General features: G+C 61.7%; 16 protein-coding genes. 1 reads left to right on the top strand and 15 read right to left on the bottom strand.

The genetic code is table 11. The features are described 5' to 3' along the window. Window positions 1-181: 181 nt before the first annotated feature. Window positions 182-1609 carry a hypothetical protein gene (locus ASU23_RS21410; RefSeq protein ID WP_058038671.1) on the bottom strand — a complete coding sequence of 476 codons (1428 nt, stop codon included), beginning with the start codon at window positions 1607-1609 and terminating at the stop codon, window positions 182-184. Window positions 1610-1712: 103 nt separating this feature from the next. Then, complete coding sequence (locus ASU23_RS21405; RefSeq protein ID WP_047271397.1) at window positions 1713-3377, bottom strand: alpha/beta-hydrolase family protein; 1665 nt, start codon at window positions 3375-3377, stop codon at window positions 1713-1715. Window positions 3378-3611: 234 nt separating this feature from the next. On the opposite strand from ASU23_RS21405, the gene ASU23_RS21400 reads away from it, so the two are divergent. Continuing rightward, entirely contained in the window at window positions 3612-5936 is a 2325-nt protein-coding gene (locus tag ASU23_RS21400; RefSeq protein WP_058038845.1) for a LuxR C-terminal-related transcriptional regulator, read from the top strand. A gap of 82 nt (window positions 5937-6018) precedes the next feature. On the opposite strand, the gene ASU23_RS21395 is transcribed toward ASU23_RS21400, so the two are convergent. From ASU23_RS21395 to ASU23_RS21335, 13 genes are all read right to left on the bottom strand, one after another. After that, window positions 6019-7836, bottom strand: coding sequence for an ABC transporter ATP-binding protein/permease (locus ASU23_RS21395; RefSeq protein WP_058038670.1), 1818 nt, complete (start codon window positions 7834-7836; stop codon window positions 6019-6021). Between the two features lie 31 nt (window positions 7837-7867). Then, entirely contained in the window at window positions 7868-8617 is a 750-nt protein-coding gene (locus ASU23_RS21390; protein WP_054825611.1) for a DUF6390 family protein, read from the bottom strand. Beyond that, window positions 8617-9687: a hydrogenase expression/formation protein HypE gene (hypE, locus tag ASU23_RS21385; RefSeq protein WP_058038669.1), complete on the bottom strand. Its 1071-nt coding sequence runs from the start codon at window positions 9685-9687 to the stop codon at window positions 8617-8619. Before hypE ends, ASU23_RS21390 begins: the two co-directional genes overlap by 1 nt. Next, a complete protein-coding gene (hypD, locus tag ASU23_RS21380) occupies window positions 9677-10789 on the bottom strand; it encodes a hydrogenase formation protein HypD (RefSeq protein ID WP_007735088.1) in 1113 nt (370 codons plus the stop codon). Before hypD ends, hypE begins: the two co-directional genes overlap by 11 nt. Next, window positions 10786-11085 carry a HypC/HybG/HupF family hydrogenase formation chaperone gene (locus ASU23_RS21375; RefSeq protein ID WP_003942168.1) on the bottom strand — a complete coding sequence of 100 codons (300 nt, stop codon included), beginning with the start codon at window positions 11083-11085 and terminating at the stop codon, window positions 10786-10788. The genes hypD and ASU23_RS21375 overlap by 4 nt, the downstream gene beginning before the upstream one ends. A gap of 16 nt (window positions 11086-11101) precedes the next feature. Then, window positions 11102-13390: a carbamoyltransferase HypF gene (gene hypF, locus ASU23_RS21370; RefSeq protein WP_050655148.1), complete on the bottom strand. Its 2289-nt coding sequence runs from the start codon at window positions 13388-13390 to the stop codon at window positions 11102-11104. Then, window positions 13387-13674, bottom strand: a complete 288-nt coding sequence (locus tag ASU23_RS21365) for a HypC/HybG/HupF family hydrogenase formation chaperone (protein WP_007735086.1) — start codon at window positions 13672-13674, stop codon at window positions 13387-13389. Before ASU23_RS21365 ends, hypF begins: the two co-directional genes overlap by 4 nt. Before the next feature lie 3 nt (window positions 13675-13677). Continuing rightward, entirely contained in the window at window positions 13678-14172 is a 495-nt protein-coding gene (locus tag ASU23_RS21360) for a hydrogenase maturation protease (protein ID WP_047271381.1), read from the bottom strand. A 174-nt stretch (window positions 14173-14346) separates the two neighbouring features. Next, complete coding sequence (locus ASU23_RS21355; RefSeq protein ID WP_058038668.1) at window positions 14347-15708, bottom strand: hypothetical protein; 1362 nt, start codon at window positions 15706-15708, stop codon at window positions 14347-14349. Continuing rightward, window positions 15705-16343 carry a DUF6084 family protein gene (locus ASU23_RS21350; RefSeq protein ID WP_007735081.1) on the bottom strand — a complete coding sequence of 213 codons (639 nt, stop codon included), beginning with the start codon at window positions 16341-16343 and terminating at the stop codon, window positions 15705-15707. Before ASU23_RS21350 ends, ASU23_RS21355 begins: the two co-directional genes overlap by 4 nt. After that, on the bottom strand, window positions 16340-16960 hold the full coding sequence (locus ASU23_RS21345; RefSeq protein WP_058038667.1) for a DUF5947 family protein: 621 nt from the start codon (window positions 16958-16960) through the stop codon (window positions 16340-16342). The genes ASU23_RS21350 and ASU23_RS21345 overlap by 4 nt, the downstream gene beginning before the upstream one ends. Before the next feature lie 19 nt (window positions 16961-16979). Further along, entirely contained in the window at window positions 16980-17882 is a 903-nt protein-coding gene (locus tag ASU23_RS21340) for a NifU family protein (RefSeq protein WP_058038666.1), read from the bottom strand. A 3-nt stretch (window positions 17883-17885) separates the two neighbouring features. Next, on the bottom strand, window positions 17886-19679 hold the full coding sequence (locus tag ASU23_RS21335) for a nickel-dependent hydrogenase large subunit (protein ID WP_058038665.1): 1794 nt from the start codon (window positions 19677-19679) through the stop codon (window positions 17886-17888). Between the last annotated feature and the right edge of the window lie 28 nt (window positions 19680-19707).

The following is a 19707-nucleotide window of genomic DNA, read 5'->3' as shown; positions in this document are numbered from 1 at the left end:
TAGTTGATGCCTCATTCGAAAGGGATGAGTGCCTGAACCGCAGGCCTCGATTCCCCACCGAAGATCGCGAAAAGACTTGGCTAACGGTGTGTCGGCTGCGCTCGCAGCAGAGCGCAGCCGACATCATCGAGGAGGATCACCAGACACAATCTCGAGTAGTGACCTCACGCGTAAAGACGGGTTACTTCGCGCAGCCACTGCCCTCGAACGCGAGCTTGGACGTATATTGCCCGTCCGGCAAATACTCTCCCATCACGGCCTTCTCGTCGCCGGGCGTCTTGGTATCGTGTGCAGCGTGGCTGAAGTCCTTGGCCGGCAGCATGTTCCGCATGATCAAGAGGGAATCGTCGGGATGCCCTGCGCCGTCACCGGCCGGCGAGAGCGAAAGCCATGACACCCCACATTCCTTCGTAGCGTTTGCGGGTCGGTCTTCAGGGAGCGACGCGACAATCGTGTAGCGACCATCCGCATCAGTGGCCATCTGCTCGTCGAACAGACACGTCGCTACCTTCGTCGTTGCCAGCGATTCATTGCTGCACATCGACCAGAACCGCATGTCGACCGCGCTGTCGAGATTCTTTGCGCCGCCTGTAGTCTTCGGAGTCCTCGGCAACTCTCCCCGAAGTACTAGAACTTCGCCGAACCCACGGTTGACTTCGGCTGTGACGTAGCTGTTGTCGATGTTGGAGTACTGCCCGCCCACCCGCTGGGGTGTGCCATCGCATTTGCCGAGATAGGTACAGCCGAGCGTGAACTCGGCGCTGTAGTACGCCCGCCAGACTGGTGCCTGCTCGGAAGGGAATGTCGCAGGCTTGCCCGGTTGGTCACGCAATGCCTTGTACGTGTCTAACGGCAGCGAAGCCGGCTTCAAGATTCCGTTGTCCGCACCGACCGCTGAACACAGATCCTGCCCCCGCAGCACTTGACCACCGGGAAGGTGCAGCTCTGGCTCAGGCAGTCCAACGCCGCCGGTGAGATCACGCCCGTTGTCCGGCAGGTAGATGCGATAAAGCAGGCTTATCCGGTCCTGACCTGGCACACCGGCATACAAGGTGTTGGGTTTCGGCTCAACAGGCGAGGCCTCGTTGAGGACGGAAGCCGTGTACGACCTGGCACTTTCGTTCGATCGATCGGCACCGGGAAGATAGGTGTTGCGCGAACCTGCGTCGGGAGCTGTCGAAATGTCATTGAGGACGGCGGTCGGCATCGCGGTTGCCGCGTTGTACGAGTTCAACGACTGATAGCGCGCATGCGCATACTGCCCTCGGATAACCAACTCGGCGTTCTCGGGGATTGTGAACTGCGCAGCCCAGTAAATCGCCGCAGTGTCAGGAAAGGCGTAGTTGAGCTGTGGGTCCGCGCGCTCGGGATTGATCGGCACGGACCAGAAGCAGGTCGACACCGGATGCTCGACGTCCGGTCCGCCGGATCCGAAATCGACAGAACCAGATTCGGATCCGCTAGCCGAACCGGTTCCTGATCCGGATCCGCTCGACGAACCGAAATCGACAGATCCGACCGCCGGCGCGGCAACCGCGGACCCAGCCCCGGCAAATACAGTGATCGCGCTCAGCGCCACCGCAGCTACGAGTGTTCTTGATGAATGCATCGCGCTCCTTGTTAGATAGCTGACAAACAGTGATAGAACGATCTAGAGCGAGTACTCCCGGTCCAACGACGAGAGACCGTCACGAGGTCCGCACTCCGCACTACTACTTGGTGGGTTGAAAGTCGTTCGTCAGAGCGCCGCGAATCGCGTCGGTGTCCGACTGAGACCAGTTGTCGGGGTGCAGGATCCGCGCCCACATGTCCGCCGCCTCGGCACCGTAGTTGTGCCCGTGACCTGGCGGAACGTCCGCCGAGAAGACCATGTCGAGTGTCACCTGCCAGAATGTCACGAACGGTATCCACGTCATTCCCGGATCGACATCACGGCCGAGAGGCTCGGCAAGCCAGTCCGGCTTGTTCAGAAGCAGGTCGAAAGACCACCAGACAATTGGGTCGCTGGCGTGCTGCCAGTACATGACGCGTGAGTCGTTCCACGGCGCATCCAGTTCGAGATCCTCCGGATAGGCAGCGAAACGAATCGACTGCCCGTCGTCGATCACCGGCACGGCTTCCCGTGAGCCGGAGTCACGACTGCTGGTGATCTCCTGCCATTGAGCGGTGAAGTTCGGAGTCCCCGACCACAACGCCCCATCCACCCGCGTCGCCATGTCCTGTGCTCCCGCGAACGCGGCCTGCCCCCCGTACGATCCGAGGCTCTCGCCGAAAACGACAAGCTTGGGGCGCTTGTCGAGCGGCAGATCGATCCACTTCGCATAGACAGAGTTGAACAGCGCCCGGCCTGCGGCCATCGGGGTTTCGCGATCGGCGATGAATGCCAAAGGGCTGGGAAGGAACGAGTACTGCATCGCCGCGATGGCGGTGTCGCCGCCCTGGACGTATTCGAAAGCGGACGCCACGTCGTCGTTCACCCAGCCGCGGCCGGTGGTGGTCACTACTGCCAGGACGGCACGGTCGAAGCCGCCGGTGCGCTCGAGTTCGTTGACGACCCGCTGCGCGACACCGTCGACGGAATCCGACGACTCACGGCCGGCGTACACGCGGATGGGTTGCTTCGCGTCCCGGCCGGTCAGCGCGGAAATCTGCACCGCAGACGGCCCGCTACCCATGAAAGTGCGACCCTCCTTGCCCAGCGAATCCCATGCCTCGGCAGACATGGGTGAACCACTGCGTTCGGCGATCAGAGGCTGGTCGATACCATCGGGCGTGTCGTTGTCCGCGCCGGAGAAACTCCAGTTCGCAAAAGCGATGAGCCCGTTGTAGAGGGCACCGTTGACGACGAAGATCGCCAACGCGAAGACGACGACCAAGCTCGCGACTTTCGCTGCTTCCTTGGGAACAAACCGCAGAGCAACGGCAGCGAGCCCTCTGGTGAGATACCGCAGACCACGACCCACCTCCAACAAGGTCAACCACACCACCAGCGAAATCAGCAGCACCAGAAGATAGTTCGCCCGGTTCACGCGAGGCGCCTCGACCAGATCACGGACGATCTGCTGCCACCACGAACCCAAGATCAGAAACAGAGGCACCAATATCACTGCCAGTACGGCGAGTACGGCCCAACCGATCCGCTTGGTCCGGTCCGACCATCTCGGTTCGACTCCGCATTTGCGGATCATCCACGCCACGCTCACACCGATGCCGTACCCGGTGGCGACGGAAATACCGGTTGCCACGCCCTGCAGGTACCACGCGCGCGGTAAGAGGGACGGGCTCATCGAGAGGACGAAAAACACCAGACCGAACGACAACCCGACCGAGTGCAGCGTTTTGCCGTAGCGCCGCACACCTTCCCACACACGTTTCATGCCCGAATCGTAAGTGCGCCAGAAAGATGAAATGCGCCTCTCATCCCTTTCGAATGAGGCGCGAACTACGTCGGTGGAAAGTGCTCGCTATTCCGCGTCATGCACCGAAAAGCTTCGGCCCAACGGCAATCACGGGCGAACACCGGTGGTGCCTTGACAGATTTCGCACACGCGATTCCGCGTACACTGTGTGGGGTCAATCCACTCAGGACGTACAAATTCGGCGCGATTCTCATGGCGGCAAAACGAGGAAACCTACCGATCGAACTGAGCAGTTTCGTCGGTCGTCGGTCCGAGGCCAAAGAAGTCCGACGCCTGCTGTCGGACTACCGGCTTGTGACCCTTACGGGCCTGGGTGGGGTCGGCAAAACCCGCTTGGCGCTCCGTGCCGCCGATGATTCCTCCCGTGCGTTCCCCGGGGGCGTCTGGTTCGTCGACTTCAGCGAACTGCGGGAGCCGGCACTTCTCGATCAGACGATTCTTGCCGCACTCGGAGTACAAGACCGATCTACGCGGTCACCGCGATCGGTACTGATCGGCCGTCTCGTCGACGAACGTGTCCTGCTTGTTCTGGACAATTGCGAACACCTCATCGGCTGGGTTGCCGACACCGCCGCCGAACTTCTCCGGTGCTGTGCCCGATTGGCACTTCTGGCGACCAGCCGAGAACCGCTCGACATTCCCGGCGAGATGGTATTACGGGTGCCGCCTCTGCGATTTCCCACCGAGGCGCCGTCGCCAACCGACACCCGTGATGGTGATGCGATGATGCTGTTCGAGCAGCGGGCACGTTCCTCCGTGACGGACTTCCGCATCACCAGCGAGAACAGCGCGGCTGTGGAGAAGATCGTCCGCCGGTTGGAAGGACTACCACTGCCGATCGAGTTGGCGGCTGCCCGACTGAGGGCGATGTCGGTCGATCAGATCCTGCAAAAACTCGACGACCGCTTCCAACTGCTGACGCGGGGCAGCCGGAACGCTCCAGCGCGTCAACAAACGCTTGCACAGAGTATCGACTGGAGCTTCGCTCTGTGTACGCCGCCGGAGAAGTCGTTGTGGGCGAACTCGAGCGTATTTGCGGGTAGCTTCGATCTCGGGTCCGTCGAAGGAATTCTCGCCGACGAAGCACAGAACGACGACTTGGGCGATCTCGTGATGTCCCTTGTCGACAAGTCGATCCTCATCCGTGAACAAAACGGCTCTTACGTCCGCTACCGCCTACTCGAGACTCTTCGCGACTACGGGCGTGAACTGGTGTCAGTCGACGAGTGGGTCTCGCTGCAGCGCAGGCACAGTGAGTGGTTCAGGCAACTCGTCTTCCGCGCCGGAGTCGACTGGACGGGGCCGCACCAAATCGATTGGATGACGCGGATCGACCGCGACTTACCCAACGTGCGCACCGCGTTGGAATTCGGTCTGACCGAACCCGACTCGGTCGAAGCCACATTGCGTACCGCAAGTGCCTTGCATGATTACTGGCTTGCACGTGGTCGATTCAACGAAGGTCGCTACTGGTTGGGTCGCGCCCTGGCCGAGGTGCCCGAACTGACCGAGGGCACTCTCGATGAGGCGGTAGTCGAGGCCGCCGCGACAGGCGCACTGCTGGCAGCCCTCCAACGAGATATCGCTTCGGCGACAAGCATTGCCGAAGAGGCTCGGCGACAGGCCGAGATGCAGCGGAACGACGACGGACGCATACTGGCGCGGTACACGCTCGGATTCGTCGCGGTCGCCGACGGCGATCTCGTGCGCGGCGCCGAGTACCTGGAGCAGGCTGTCGCAGCATTCCGGGCAAACGACGACATCGCCCGTCTGGTACCCGCGCTCTACTGGTTCGCCTTCGTCGTCGACGCACTCGGCGAAACCGACCGGGCTGCAAGTATTTACGAGGAGGAGTTGGCCCTCACCGAATCGCGCGGCGAAATCTTGTGGCGGTCGATGACGATGTCGGACTACGGATCCGCCCTGTGGCGTCATGGCAACCACGCTCGCGGTATCGAGCTACTCGAAGATTCTCTCCGATTGCTGCGAGGGCTGGGTAACCAGTTCGGATGTGCATGGTGCCTCGAGGAAATCGCGTGGACGCTTGTCGACCGGGACACAAAGCTGGCAGCCACACTGATGGGAGCTGCCGACACGCTGTTCACCGCCACGGGCAGCCCGATGGACACCTTCAGGAGCATGGTCCCGTACCACGAAAACAGCGTGACCGAGGCTCGTAACCGGATCGGAGACAGGGTGTTTCAAACAGCATTCGCTCATGGACGAGCTCTGACTCTCGACGACGCAGCGGCCCGCGCGCTGAGAGAGCAACCGCCCGGTGGATCACCGAAATCGGCGGCCGACGAAGTGCTGACTCCGCGGGAGCAGCAGGTGGCCGAACTCGTCGCACAGGGCCTGACCAACCGAGCAATCGCGGACAAGCTGGTCATTTCTCAGCGCACTGTCGACGGCCACGTCGATCACATACTGAACAAACTGGGGTACGGCTCGCGCACCAGGATTGCGGCCTGGGTGCTCCAGCGCACAAACGACTTCCGCAACCCTTCGACCTCGTGACGGTCCGTGTCTCCGATCGATCGCGGCGCGGCGGGTAACCCGGCCGAATCCTGTCGCAAGAATCCGACTGTCGAAAGTTTTCTCAGCCTTCGTGATCAGCGAGAGTCCAGTGTCCCGCACCGCGCAGTTCGAGTTGTCGATTGTGAAAAACGTCGAGGGTGCTGCGATGCCCGACGCTGACAATGATGCTGTCGGGCAGTTCACGGCGAAGGATGTCGTAGAGCGTGTACTCGAGGCCTTCGTCGATTCCGGATGTCGCCTCGTCGAGAAATGCGGTTCGCGGTCGGATCAGGAGGACTCGGGCGAACGCCAACCGTTGTTGTTCGCCCGGCGACAGAATTCGAGTCCAATCAGCCGGCTCGTCGAGCCGACCGATCAAATGTGCGAGATGCACCTCGGCGAGCGCATCGTGGAGCCTGCGGTCGTCGAAGTTCGAGCGCCCGGTGTTCGGCTGACCTGAGGGCAACTGGTCCGGATATGCCAAACCCGCGCGCAGAGAACCCAATGGTAGGTATGGCCGTTGTGAGAGGAACAGGACGTCTCCGACCGGGGTGGTCACGGAACCGTTTGTGTACGGCCACAACTGCGCGATGCTGCGGAGCAGCGTGGTTTTGCCGCTACCCGACGGACCCTTCACCAGCAGTGCATCGCCGGGCCCCAGTGACATGTCGAGTTCGGAGATCAACGCCTCACCAACCGGCGTGCGCACGTCGAGTCCCCGAACAACCAAATGACTGCCAGCGGAGAACGCGTCGAGCACGGGAAGTGCGCGGGCACGTCGATTGGCATCGGCGAGCCCGGTCAAACGGATCAGTGTGGCCCGGAAACTTGCAAAATCGGCATAAGACTCTCGAAAGAACGACAACGAATTGTGCACCTGGCCGAATGCTTGAGCAGTTTGCATCACGTCGCCGAAAGTGATCTGCCCGCTGAACAATCGAGATCCCTGGACCAGAAACGGAAACACCACCGCTGTCTGATCCACTGCCAGATTGAAGCCACTGAACTTGAGCGTCCGGAAGACGATCGCCCACATATTGCGGATCACTGCAGCAAAACGTAGTCCGAGCGTGCGTCGTTCGACGTTCTCTCCGCGATAGAAGGCGATGCTTTCGCCGTACTCCCGTAGTCGAACCAACGCGTACCGGAAGCTGGCGCCGAGTTTCTCGTTCAAGAAGTTCAGCATGATCAAAGGCCGGCCGATCCAGAATGCGAGTGCCGTGGTCACCAACACGTAGATGTAGACGAAAAAGATCATCGCTCGCGGAATCTCGGCACCGAAAACAGTCAAGGGACCGGACAGATCCCACAGGATCTTGGTGAAGCTGACGATCGAGACCATTGCGGCGACGGCGCCCATGGACAACGTGCGGGACGACGTCGCGAATGCGGTGATGTCTGCCTGAATACGTTGGTCCGGATTGTCGACCGGGTTCTCCAGGAAGTTTCCGCGATAGTACGCGCGGCCGTCGAGCCAATCGTCGGTCAATGTGTCATTGAGCCAACTGCGCCAATTGATATCGAGTGTTTGGCCTACCAGGTAGACGACGAGTGAGCTAGCGACGTGGACTGCGGCCAATATCGCGAACACTCGCAGGTAGTGCCAGAAAGCGGTTTCGTCGAGGTTCTGAATGGCGTCGTAGAAATCCTTGTACCAGTACGAGAACAACACCGTCACGCGGACACCGAATATCGTGAGCAGCAGCAGTAACGCGAGAATCGACAGCGGAATGACGGTGCGCCGGGGATCGAAGTAGGGCCAAGCCATTCGCCGAAACTGGTTGCCCCAGACGGTATACCGAGCAAGCAGCAGCGCGGTGACGACGAGAACCGCTACCGTGATCGCATATGCCTCTGCCAACCACAGTGCGCTGTCCGGTACCGCGCTACCCCAATTCACCGTAGCCTCCGTCCTGGAGGGGAACTGACGATCACATATCGGTCGACAGCATTCGGTTCGCGATCCGCAATCCCGAGTCTTCCGCGGCATCCAATGCACGTGATTGCTCTGCCGTTATCCTGTCGCACACCCAATCCCAGTGCATCGTCACCACAGCGCCGGGGACGGGCATCGCCGCAAGCGCGTTGCCCTCGACCCTCCACCGCACTCTCTGCGTTGCCGGTCGGCCGCGTGCGAGTTGCTCACCGTCGAACTCGAGCGGGGACGAAACCACCAATGCATGCTCCTCGCCGACGTCCTCGACCACTCCCCATCTGATCCGGCAGTTCTGGAGGACGGACAGTGGGACCGCACCGCGCTTCCGAAGAAGCTTGACCCACGGATACACCAGAAATACGTGAAAACTGTGGTGCGCGAGCGCGCGGTCCCGACCCCCGAGGACGGGGAGGAACCCGGTGTTCTCGCGTTCACCGAATGCCCCCCTCAAGTGCTGTAACAACTTCCCCGAATCGAGAGAGTCGAGGAGATCACCTCCCACCCAATAGGCTTCGATCACTCGCGAATCCAGGGGGTCGTCGATGCCCGCTCCTACAGCCAATGCCTCGAGGTACGGCCACGCACCGTCGAATTGACGAGCGTGATCACGGTCGCCGCTGCCCGAGTTGCCGCTGGCCAGACGAAGCAGCACTGAAGGATCGTCGGGTCCGCAGTAACCCAACTCGTTCGGCGGATACGCGTAGCGGGCAAACAACGCCGGCCCGTTCATACCGACGGCAGTCATCAGCAGATCCGAGGAAGTTGTTCACCTGCCGGCAAATCCACTACCCGATTGCCTCCCAATGCCGTACGCGCCACCACCATTGTGCGATGTTCGGCCACGCACTCCCCGATCACGGCGGCTCCCACACTCAGTGGATTGCCGTGCATCGCTTCCAGAACCAGGGCGGCATCTTCGCGTGGAACGAAAGCGATCAACTTGCCCTCGTTTGCGACGTACAACGGATCCAAGCCGAGTAGCCCACAGGCGTCGCGCACGTCAGCGGGAATCGGCAGATCTCGCTCCACCAGCGCAACCCCGATGTTCGACGCCTGAGCGATCTCGTTGAGGGTCGCGGCGACTCCGCCCCGCGTAGGGTCGCGCAGGACGTGGATGTCGACACCGGTGGCAATCATGTCGGCCACCACGCCGTTCAGGGCCGCACAATCACTGCGCACTTCGGTCCCGAATTCGAGACCTTCGCGACAACTCATCACTGCCACGCCGTGAACGCCGATGTCGCCGCTGACGATCACGACGTCACCCACTTGTGCGCGAGTGGGGCTGATGTCCACCCCGTCTGCGACAATCCCGATTCCTGCGGTGTTGATGAAGACTCCGTCGCCGTGACCGGCATCGACGACCTTGGTATCACCTGTCACCAGCCGAACGCCGGCAACGTGCGCGGCCTCACCGAGCGCCTTCGCGATTCCCGCGATGTCGGTCAGTGCCGTCCCTTCTTCCAGGATGAATGCCGTCGACATCACCAATGGCTGCGCTCCAGTCATCGCCAGGTCGTTCACCGTTCCGTTGACAGCGAGATCGCCGATAGTTCCGCCGGGAAACACCATGGGTTTGACGACATACGAGTCGGTCGAGAACGCGAGCCGCACCCCGCCGACGTCGAATACGGCCGAGTCACCGAGTTCTGCATCGGCAGCGCTTCCGAACGAGGGCAGGAACAGGTGCTCGATGAGCTCGGCGGACATCGCTCCTCCACCACCGTGCCCCATGACGATGTTCGGCGAATCACGCAGCGGCAGTGGGCAGACCCACGCCGACAAGTCCACGACAGCGGTCTCCTCAGCCGGCATGACCCGCCTCCTGAAGTTCCAGGCGCCGGTACAGGTAGTACGCGGCGCACGCCCCCTCGGACGACACCATCGTGGCACCGAGCGGATTCCGCGGAGTGCATTCCTTCCCGAAGGCACTGCACTCGTGTGGCTTGATCAAACCTTGCAACACTTCTCCGGAACGGCAGACGCTCGACTCGTCAGTGTGGATATCGGTCACCGAAAAACGCTCTTCGGCATCAAAATACGCATACTTCGGTGCCAGCTGCCAACCGCTGTCCGGGATCGATCCGATGCCGCGCCACGTCCGGTCCGACACGGCGAACACATCCTCGAGCATCGCTTTCGCTGCGGTGTTGCCCTGCGCGGTGACGGCACGGGCGTAGGCATTTTCGACCTCGTATCGACCCGATTCCAACTGCAGCACCGTCTTTCGGATGCCCTCCAGCAGATCCAGCGGCTCGAATCCGGTGACGACGATCGGGACCTTGTACTTCTCGGCCAGCGCCGGGTACTCCGACGTTCCCATCACACTGCACACATGCCCGGCCGCCAGAAATGCCTGCACGCGGCACTCTGGCGAATCCATGATCGCGGCCATCGCCGGCGGGACCAGAACGTGCGAAACGAGTAGCGAGAAGTTCTCGATACCCAGGCGATTGGCCTGATAGACGGTCATGGCGTTGGCCGGCGCGGTGGTCTCGAATCCGATCCCGAAGAACACCACTTGCCGGCCCGGATTCTCCTTGGCAATAGTCAGTGCATCCAACGGTGAGTACACCACCCGCACGTCACCGCCGGCGCTCTTGATGCGGAACAGATCCGACGAACTCCCCGGAACTCGCAACATGTCCCCGAAGGAGCAGAAAATGACATCGGGTCTTGCCGCGATTTCGAGAGCTTTGTCGATGATCTCGAGCGGGGTGACACAGACCGGGCATCCGGGTCCGTGGATCATCTCGATCTGTTGGGGAAGTAATTGATCGATGCCGTGTCTGATGATCGAATGTGTCTGACCACCACACACTTCCATGATCGCCCATCGCCGTGTGGCCAGCGCACGGATCTGATCCAGCAGTTTGCCGGCCAGTTCCGGATCGGAGAACTCGTCCAGATATTTCATGATTCCGTCTCCTTCGGTTCGATCCCCGCGGCCCGGGCAGCCCTTTCGAACCCGTCACCGAATTCCTCTTCCAGTACGCCGAGGTGCTCGAATTCCGCCAGCGTGCTGCGAGCGGATTCCTCGTCGAGTCGCTGGATGGCAAATCCGACGTGCACCACGACGTACTCGCCGACTTGGGCGCCCGGAATGTACTCGAGACACACTTCTTTTCGGACGCCACCGAAGTTCACCACCGACATCGTCGTTCCGTCGCGTTCCTCCAGGGACTCGATACGTCCCGGTACGGCTAGGCACATGACACAACTCCTGACCTCATGACGAACTCCCCACCAGCACTTGGCCGTAGGCGAGACCGCCGTCGTTCGGCGGCAACTCCAGTCCTGTCAACGGCGTGAATCCAGCGTCTGAGAGCAGAGCACACGCCCGAACGAGCAGTAGAGGGTTCTGAAAGACACCTCCGGTGAGTACTACCTCGTCCACTCCCGCCAGTTCCCGGCCACGAATTGCCCACTCGAGCACCAGGTGCGCTACGGATTCGTGGAAACGGGCGCCGATCACTTCAGCGGGCAACTTCTCCCGGAGATCGCGGACAACAGCCCGAATGACCGACCGCGGATCTGCTGTCCACGAATCGTCGTCCGACTGCGTCCAATCGAAGGTGTACCGCGAACCGGCGCTGTCGACTCCCCTCGACACCCCCTCCAACTCGATGGCAGCCTGCGCTTCGTAGTCGACCCTCTGACGGACCCCGGTCAGCGAGGAGACTGCGTCGAACAACCGCCCCATGCTCGAGGTGTCCACGCACCCGAAACCGGTTTCCATCTGGTGAAGTAGGACCGACTGCTCTCGGGGCGGACAGGCTGCCACGGGCGCGAGGTCGGATTCCCAGTCCAACCCGGCATGCCACAGGTGGGCGAGCGCCATTCGGTACGGCCGTTCCACTCCGGCATCGCCACCGGGCAGCAGTACGTATCCCAGATGCGCGAGACGGCGATAACCCTTGTACGTCGCCAGCAGTAGTTCCCCTCCCCACACTGCGCCGTCCGCCCCGTAGCCGGTGCCGTCGAACGCTATTCCGAGAACTGGTTCGCTCCCGTCCCGGCCGTTCTCCCCCATCACGGAAGCCACATGTGCGTGGTGATGCCCGACGATGCGCACCGGTCGGTCACCACTACGACTGCGAGCCCACGAGGACGAGCGATACCGAGGATGCTCGTCACAGGCGATCTGGTGCGGCACCACCCCCGTGATCGATTCGAAGTGACTCTCCGACGCAGCAAAACTGTCGATGACAGCGAGGTCGCCCATGTCTCCGATGTGCTGACTCGGCCACACATATCCGTCCTCGGCAAGACAGAAGGTGTTCTTCAGGTCGGCCCCGACCGCCAAGGTAGGCGGTACGTCGAACGGCGCGGTGACGGGCAGCGGAGCATATCCGCGCGAGCGACGAAGCAACTGTCTTCCACTGCCGACTATTCGCATCACCGAGTCGTCACACGGCATCAAGATCGGACGGTTGTGGGTCAATACCCCGTCGGCCAGGTCACCCAATCGTTCGAGATCGTTGTCGGAGTACAGAATCGGCTCACCGCCGATGTTCGCCGATGTCATGACCAACACCGCTGGGCCCGCCTCTTCTCCGGCCAAACCCAGAAGAAGATGCTGAATCGGGTTGTAGGCCAGCATGATTCCGATATCCGGAATGCCGGGGGCAATCAAGGGGGAAAGCGCGTATCCAGACGCTTTGGCAACCAGCACAATCGGGCGCTCGCGCGAGGACATGGCATCAGCCTCGGCATCACCGACCACACCCAACTCTCTGGCTTCTGGCACATCGCGCACCATCACCGCCAACGGCTTGCTTGCTCGATGCTTGCGTTCACGCAACTCGTGAACCGCGCGGTCGTCGCGGGCATCACAAGCCAGGTGAAATCCTCCGATTCCCTTGACAGCAAGAATCTTCCCGTCTCGCAGTAGGGATCGGGCTCGTAGCAGTGCACCCTCACCGGTCACGGCGGGCGCGTCCCCTTCCACGAACGATAGCGTTGGACCGCACTGCGGGCAGGCAATCGGTTGCGCATGAAACCGGCGGTCGGCGGGATCCACGTACTCCGCCGCACAGTTCGCGCACAACGGGAATCGCTTCATCGTCGTAGCGGCCCGGTCGTAGGGCAGCGATTCGATGATCGTGAATCGCGGACCGCAGTTGGTGCAGGTGATGAATGGATGACGATATCGCCGATCGCTCGGATCAGTCAGTTCCCGGAGGCAGTCGTCGCAGATCCCGACATCCGCCGGCGCCAAGGTTCGCCCGACCGACCCCGCATCCGTCTCGACTATGCGAAACCCCTCACGACCAACCGGCCGCGAGTCCTCGCGCTCCACCGACTCCACCCGTGCCAGCGGTGGGGGGCGGTTTCGCACCCGAGCGACAAATGCATCGATTGTCTCTCCGTCGCCTTCGACGTCGATCACGACACCGAGAGCAGAATTTCCCACCGAACCCGACAGTCCCAGTTCGGTGGCGGTCGCATGGACGAACGGCCGGAAGCCCACCCCCTGGACTACGCCACGAACGATGACACGGCAGGCGATCTTCATGTCCCGACCTCGCCGTTACCAGTATCGGAGTCGACTACCTCACCGTCGTGGCCACCACGGCCCATCAGTTCGAGGCCGGCCCGAGCATGGCGAGCTCCCTGCTCGTCGACCTTCTCGACTGCAAAGCCCATGTGGATCACCACCCAGTCACCTGCCGTGACGGTGCCTTCGTCGAGCATTCCGATGTTGACCTTGCGTGGTGCCCCCTCCACGTCGACGAGAGCGAGTTGACCTCCGTATCCGTCCAGTAGTTCGCGTACCCGTCCCGGAATCCCCAGACACATGACTCACACCTCCGGCCCCAGTGTGGTGGCATCACAGTCCACGTCGATGGACCGGACGAGTGCCAGCACCGCAGAAGCGGCTTGCCTTACCGAATCACGCATCTCCGCACTCAATCCGATTCCGTCGCCGATCGATTTCGCATGTGCCCCCACCACGAACGTCCGCGGGAGTGTTCCGCCGAGGGCCTGCAGGCTGGCAAACACCGAACTCGGATGCATCGAGTGCGCGTCGAAACCTCCTTGCGGGCCTTCACTTTCGGGGTCCACTTCGATGATCGCGAGCTTGCCCGGGACTCCGGTCGCCGGTAAGGCATCGATCAGGACCAGGGCGTCCCACGACTCCAACAAGTCGTACGCCAGATGCACGCCCCGAATCCCGTAGTCGACCAGGTGAGCTCCCGATGGGAGATTCTCATGCTGCAGCGCCCGAACAACTTCGGGGCCGAATCCGTCGTCTTCGAGAAATATGTTTCCGACACCTGCAATCAGCACGCGCACAGCGCTTTACATCTTTCGCATTCGCAGATAGCGCTGGATGTCCGGCATCGACACCACCAGGACGATCGCGGCTGCGATCGCGGTGGCGCCGAGAAGTGCCGTCGACAGCAATCCCATGCTCCTCATGGCGAGTTCTCCTCTCGATAGCTGTGAAGTTCGATAGCTGTGAGTACGTCACGCGCTGTCGCGCGGCATCGGCTCTATCTCGTCCGGCGCGAAGTACAGGTAGCGGCCGTACCAGTTGTGCAGATCGGCGGCCGGATCGTCCAACAGTGTCACCCCAACATGAATGTCGCCGTCCACGTCTTCATGAATGGTGGCGACGTGGGCGATCCGGCCGTCGAAGAACAGGTCCTGAGCATCAGCGCGGCGTGAGGGGTGGAGCCGAACTGTACTTCCACCAGAGACACGGACGCCGTTGATCAGAACTGCGTCGGTGCGTGGTTGGACACTGGTGTCGGCTTCCGGGGTCCACCAGTCCACACCGTCAGGCACCTCGGGTATCAGATCAGAACCGGCGTGCGGATTTCGCAGCACACCGTGCAGGCCGGCTAGATCGTCGTCCGTCAATCGCTCACATCGGTCGATGATGTCGGCAGCTCTGGAGTCGGTAGCTCGCGCCCGCGCCTTTTCCTCGTCGGTCATGGCAAGGATTCTCAGGGTGAGAATTTCGTCGATCTCGGTCGAGTCGAAGAGAGATCCCTCGCTCTGCGGCGCAATCTCGGGAAAGTCGTACAGGATGATCGGTGACACCAGAACGGTGGGAGATGTGCCAGGGTGAGTGGGGTCCTCGGTCCCCGCAAGCACCGGATAACAGCGATTTTGCCGCAACTGCTCCGAGTGATCTGCTTCTTCGAACAACGACAGGAACCTCGAGCCTGTGCAGTTCACAATGACGTGAGTCCCCAGCATCGATTGCGCGGTGGCCGTGCCCTTGTCCCGTGCGTCGACGCTCGTGGCGTTCATGATCGTCACGGAAATCACCGTGCGTCCGTCCCCGGCGGAGGCGCTCACTGCCAAGAGGCCATTCACCGGAAGCCGTGTCCGAACGATCCGTCCGACCACCCTGCCCCGAGAGCCCGACAAAGTCTCTCCTTCGACAACTCCGGCCGCACAGAAGGTTTCTTCGACGCCGGCCTCGAGTTCGTCCAGACCCCACGGACCCAACACGATCTCGGACTCGGTGGCTTCGTCCCACGAGATCGACTCCCGCTCGCCGACTACCAACCGATCGACCGGGATCCACGCCCCGCCGGCGCCGAGTCGTTCAACCGTCCGCGACTGGTGGTGCAGAAATCTCACAGTCGCAGAAACCTCGACGCCGTTCCGCTCGAATTCGCCGAGCAGACATTGCGCGGACATCGACGGTTCCTCGCCGACTCCGACCTCGGCGGCGCCGGGCGGTCCGAGAACCCCGAACTGCCAACGGGATTGATTCTTCGCCGAGCCGGCCCGGTAGGGATAGAGAAGATATCCCTCGTACAGGACGGCGTCGGCCACGGCCCGAACGTCGTGATCCATCCCCGTTCGAGTCATCGCGGCACCTGGCTCGCCGTCAGCAACTGCCGCACGGCTGAATCGAGGTCCGTGAGGCCGTGCGCTGCCTTGAACCGCACGAGATCGGCAATCGTCTCATGGTCGAGGCGTACCCAACCAGACGCCGGATAATGCGCAGCCATCAGCTGTTTCCACACGTCGACCGGCAATTCGTAGGCAGCAGATCTGTCCCACGGGATCTGCTGCACGGAGAAACCACGCGGTCCGTCGGTGAATACCGTGCCGCTCAGTAGAACCACGATCGGAATCGTTCCGTCTCCGAGTGCGTGCATGTACTTCGACGCCGTCACCGAGAAGTCGTACGTACACGCCATGGGCAAGGCCGCGACCGTTGTTCCGGTGAATCCTTGAACGACCGTGGAACATTCCATCCACAGGAAGGTGCGCAGCGTACTCGACCAACGCTCCCGCGGACCGAAGAGATCGCGCAGACCTTCGCCTTCGGCGTCGGAGTACGGTCGGCGGTGTGGTTCGATTCGTACCTGCGCGCGCAGAGCCACCGCACGGACGGTCGTGCCGGTGGATTCCGACATTCTCAATCTCACCGTCAGATTCGGCGTAACCGCGTACGGTTCCACCTCCATGTTGTCGATCGAGAAGTCGAGAACAGTCATGCCGACCTGCTTCGCGCCTCGACGCGCCCGAAGAACTCGTCCACTGCGCGTGCGGCATCCTGGCCACCGTCGAATCCGCGCCACACGGTGCGCAATCGTCCCACCAGTTCGTAACAGGCGTCGATGGGAACAACGAAGCATCTCGGCGATTGTCCTGACGTGGGCACCGACACGATCAACGCCTCGACGTCGGCCCGCATCTGCGCGAGCCCCGGATTCTCCTCGAGCACAGTCTCGAACGAGTCGATGGGCAACTCGGATTCGGTAGCTCCGGCCGGTCCCGGATAGAGGACTATGTACTTGTCGAGGAGTGAGTTGCGGAAGAAGAATGCCAGGCCGACGGGGATTTCCAGAGACTCCCACCGGCCAGGGCCGAGGTCGAAGTCCGGAAACTCGAGGTACCGATCGGGAACCGCTTTGTATCGAAGGTCCGCGTCGACCGGTGCAAAGAGTAGATAGCAGGGTCGGCACACGCACATCAGGCTCCGGACCTGTACGTCCACGACGTGCTGGTGTTCGTCGCCTATGCCCGCCGCACACATCTCACACCTCGGTCCGGTCGGAACGACACGCGACGAGGCGATTCGTGTGAGCACCTCTCCCACAGTGACTTTCATGACCGGGCTGCGTTCACGGCTAGGTCACCGGTATCACAGAATCGTCAGCAAGCGCGACCGAGAGCACTCCGTCGCGAATCAGCACCGGCACAGGCGCCAGGTGCTCGGAGCCGGTGCCCACCCGCGCTCCCGCCCCGTACACACTGAAGTGGGCAGAGCACGTCGGACAGGTGAGGACAGCGGCGTCTCGGGCAGGACGGCCCATCATGCGTTCGAGCACAGCCCGCGCCATCGAGTGCTCACACACCGGGCAACGGTCGCGATACGCGTACAGATCGTCACCGGAGCGGCAGACCAACAGATCGGTGCCCGACACGCGGAAGCCCGCGACCTCTCCCACCTCGACTTCGGCGAATTCGGGGACCTCCACCCAGTGCGTACCTCCCCCGTCGGCGTGAACGTGCGAGAACAGGGACTCGACCGAAATCACACCCGACTTCAGCTCGTGCGAATCCGGTGTTTCGACGTCGATTCCGGTGGTCTCGGGTGCCGCCGCCTGCACCGCGTCCTGGACCGCGGTTTCGAGGGTCACCGAGGACGAAGGGCAACTGTTACAGCTTCCGAGAAGCCGTAGTCGCACTACGCCGTCCGCCACCTCGATCAGTTCGACGTCGCCTCCGTGCGAACCGAGGTACGGACGCACGCTGTCGAGCGCAGTGCGGACGCGGGTCTCCACGTCGTGCGGGTGAAGTCCGTGCACCAGTAGCAGGCTGGACACCAGATCGTCGCGAACCATCGCATCCATCGTGGCCGGATCTGCCAGAGCGACGGTGCGTTCGAGTGCTGCGCCGTACAACTGCACGACTTCACGCACCAGTTGCTCGGCGCGATCTCTCGCCACCGGGCCTGCGCCGGCATTGGCCTGCAACAACGTCTCGATGCGCTCACCTGCTCCGCGCCAGTAGTCGGCCGATTGCTCCATCGATCACTCCCCGGTCACGGACTGCGTCGGAGAGTGCAACTTCTCCAGAGTCTTGCCACCGCCGAGATACATGTGAACACCACACGGCAGGCAGGGATCGAAACTACGCACGGTCCGCATGATGTCGATGCCCTTGAAGTGGTCTCGATCGTTCTCCTCGAAGATCGGCTGACCCTGCACGGCATCCTCGTACGGACCGGGGGTTCCGTAGCTGTCGCGCGGGCTCGCATTCCACGGTGTCGGTGGGTACGGGTGATAGTTCGCGATTTTTCCGTCACGAATCACCATGTGATGTGAGAGAACTCCGCGGACGGCTTCGGTGAATCCGCAACCGATACCCTCGTCCGGGACCTCGAACGACTCCCACGTCTTGGTCCGGCCGGCCCGGATCTCGACAAGCGCCTTCTCAGCGAAATGAAGGGCAGCCGCGGCTGCGTATGCCTGGAAATACGTTCGCGCGCGGTTTCTTTCGAGGGTATTGCTGCCATGTTCGGGAATCTTCCACTCGAGCGAGACAGGAGCCTTCAGTGCTGTTTTCGGAAGATTGATCTTCACACTGTGTCCGGTCGACTCCAGGTATCCGATGTCGACCAGGCCGGCCAGAGCGGTGCTCCACAGGCGAGCCAATGCTCCCCCGCCCGTATCCAGAGCAAGGTTGTCTTTTCCGTCGAACCATCGCGGTGACATGACCCAGCTGTACTTGTCCTCGAGGTTCCGCTTCTGCGGGTGAGGGTTGGTGTGCTGATTCCACGGGTGCCTGCGATCGACCGGGTTACCCAGCGGATCGGTTTTGACGAACATCTCCTGATCACTCCAGTCCTCGTAATACGAGGAGCCCAGCATGATTCGGATACCGAGGTTGATGTCCACCAGATCCGTGGTGACCAACTTTCCGTCGACAACCACACCGGGAGTGACAAACATCTTCCGGCCCCAGTCGGTCATGTCCTTGTAGGAGAAATTGCAGTACTCGGGGTCTTGGAACGATCCCCAACAACCCAGCAGGGTCCGCCGCAGGCCAACCTTTTCGTAACCAGGCATCGCCTGGTAGAAGAAGTCGAACAGGTCGTCGTGCATCGGCACGACCTTCTTCATGAATTCGACGTACCGCATCAGCCGCGACATGTAGTCCGTCATCAGTTCGATCGTCGCGACGGTGCCGACGCCGCCGGGATAGAGCGTCGACGGGTGAACGTGCCTGCCCTCCATCAAGCAGAACATTTCGCGAGTCGAACGCGAGACTTGCAACGCTTCGCGATAGAACTCACCCGTGAACGGATTGAGAGTCCGCATGATGTCCGCGATCGTGCGATACCCGTGCTGCTCCTCGTGCGGGCAGCGCGTGTTCTCTGCCTGCGCCAGCACACCGGGATTCGTCTCGGAGACCATCTTCTCGCAGTAGTCGACGGCGACAAGATTCTCTTGAAAGATGTTGTGGTCGAACATGTACTCGGCGGCCTCGCCGAGATTGACGATCCACTCGCCCAGATGCGGCGGCTTGACGCCGTACGCCATGTTCTGTGCGTAGCACGAGCATGTGGCGTGATTGTCACCGCAGATGCCGCAGATACGACTGGTGATGAAATGCGCGTCGCGCGGGTCCTTCCCCTTCATGAACAGGGAATACCCGCGAAAGATCGACGACGTGCTGTGGCACTCCACCACTTCGCGATTGGCGAAGTCGATCTTGGTGTAGATGCCCAGACTGCCGACGATTCGGGTGATGGGGTCCCACGCCATCTCGACAAGACCGTCGCGGTCTGCAGTCGAGGTGGGTTCGGGAACGATGGCCGTCATTGCAGTGCCTCCCAGAGACGTTGCTCAC

The organism is Rhodococcus sp. KB6 (assembly GCF_001445685.1).
In the GTDB taxonomy this organism is placed as follows: Bacteria; Actinomycetota; Actinomycetes; order Mycobacteriales; family Mycobacteriaceae; genus Rhodococcus_F; species Rhodococcus_F qingshengii.
Note: the sequence above shows the minus strand (reverse complement) of the source record. Positions and strands in the feature narration are given on the sequence as shown.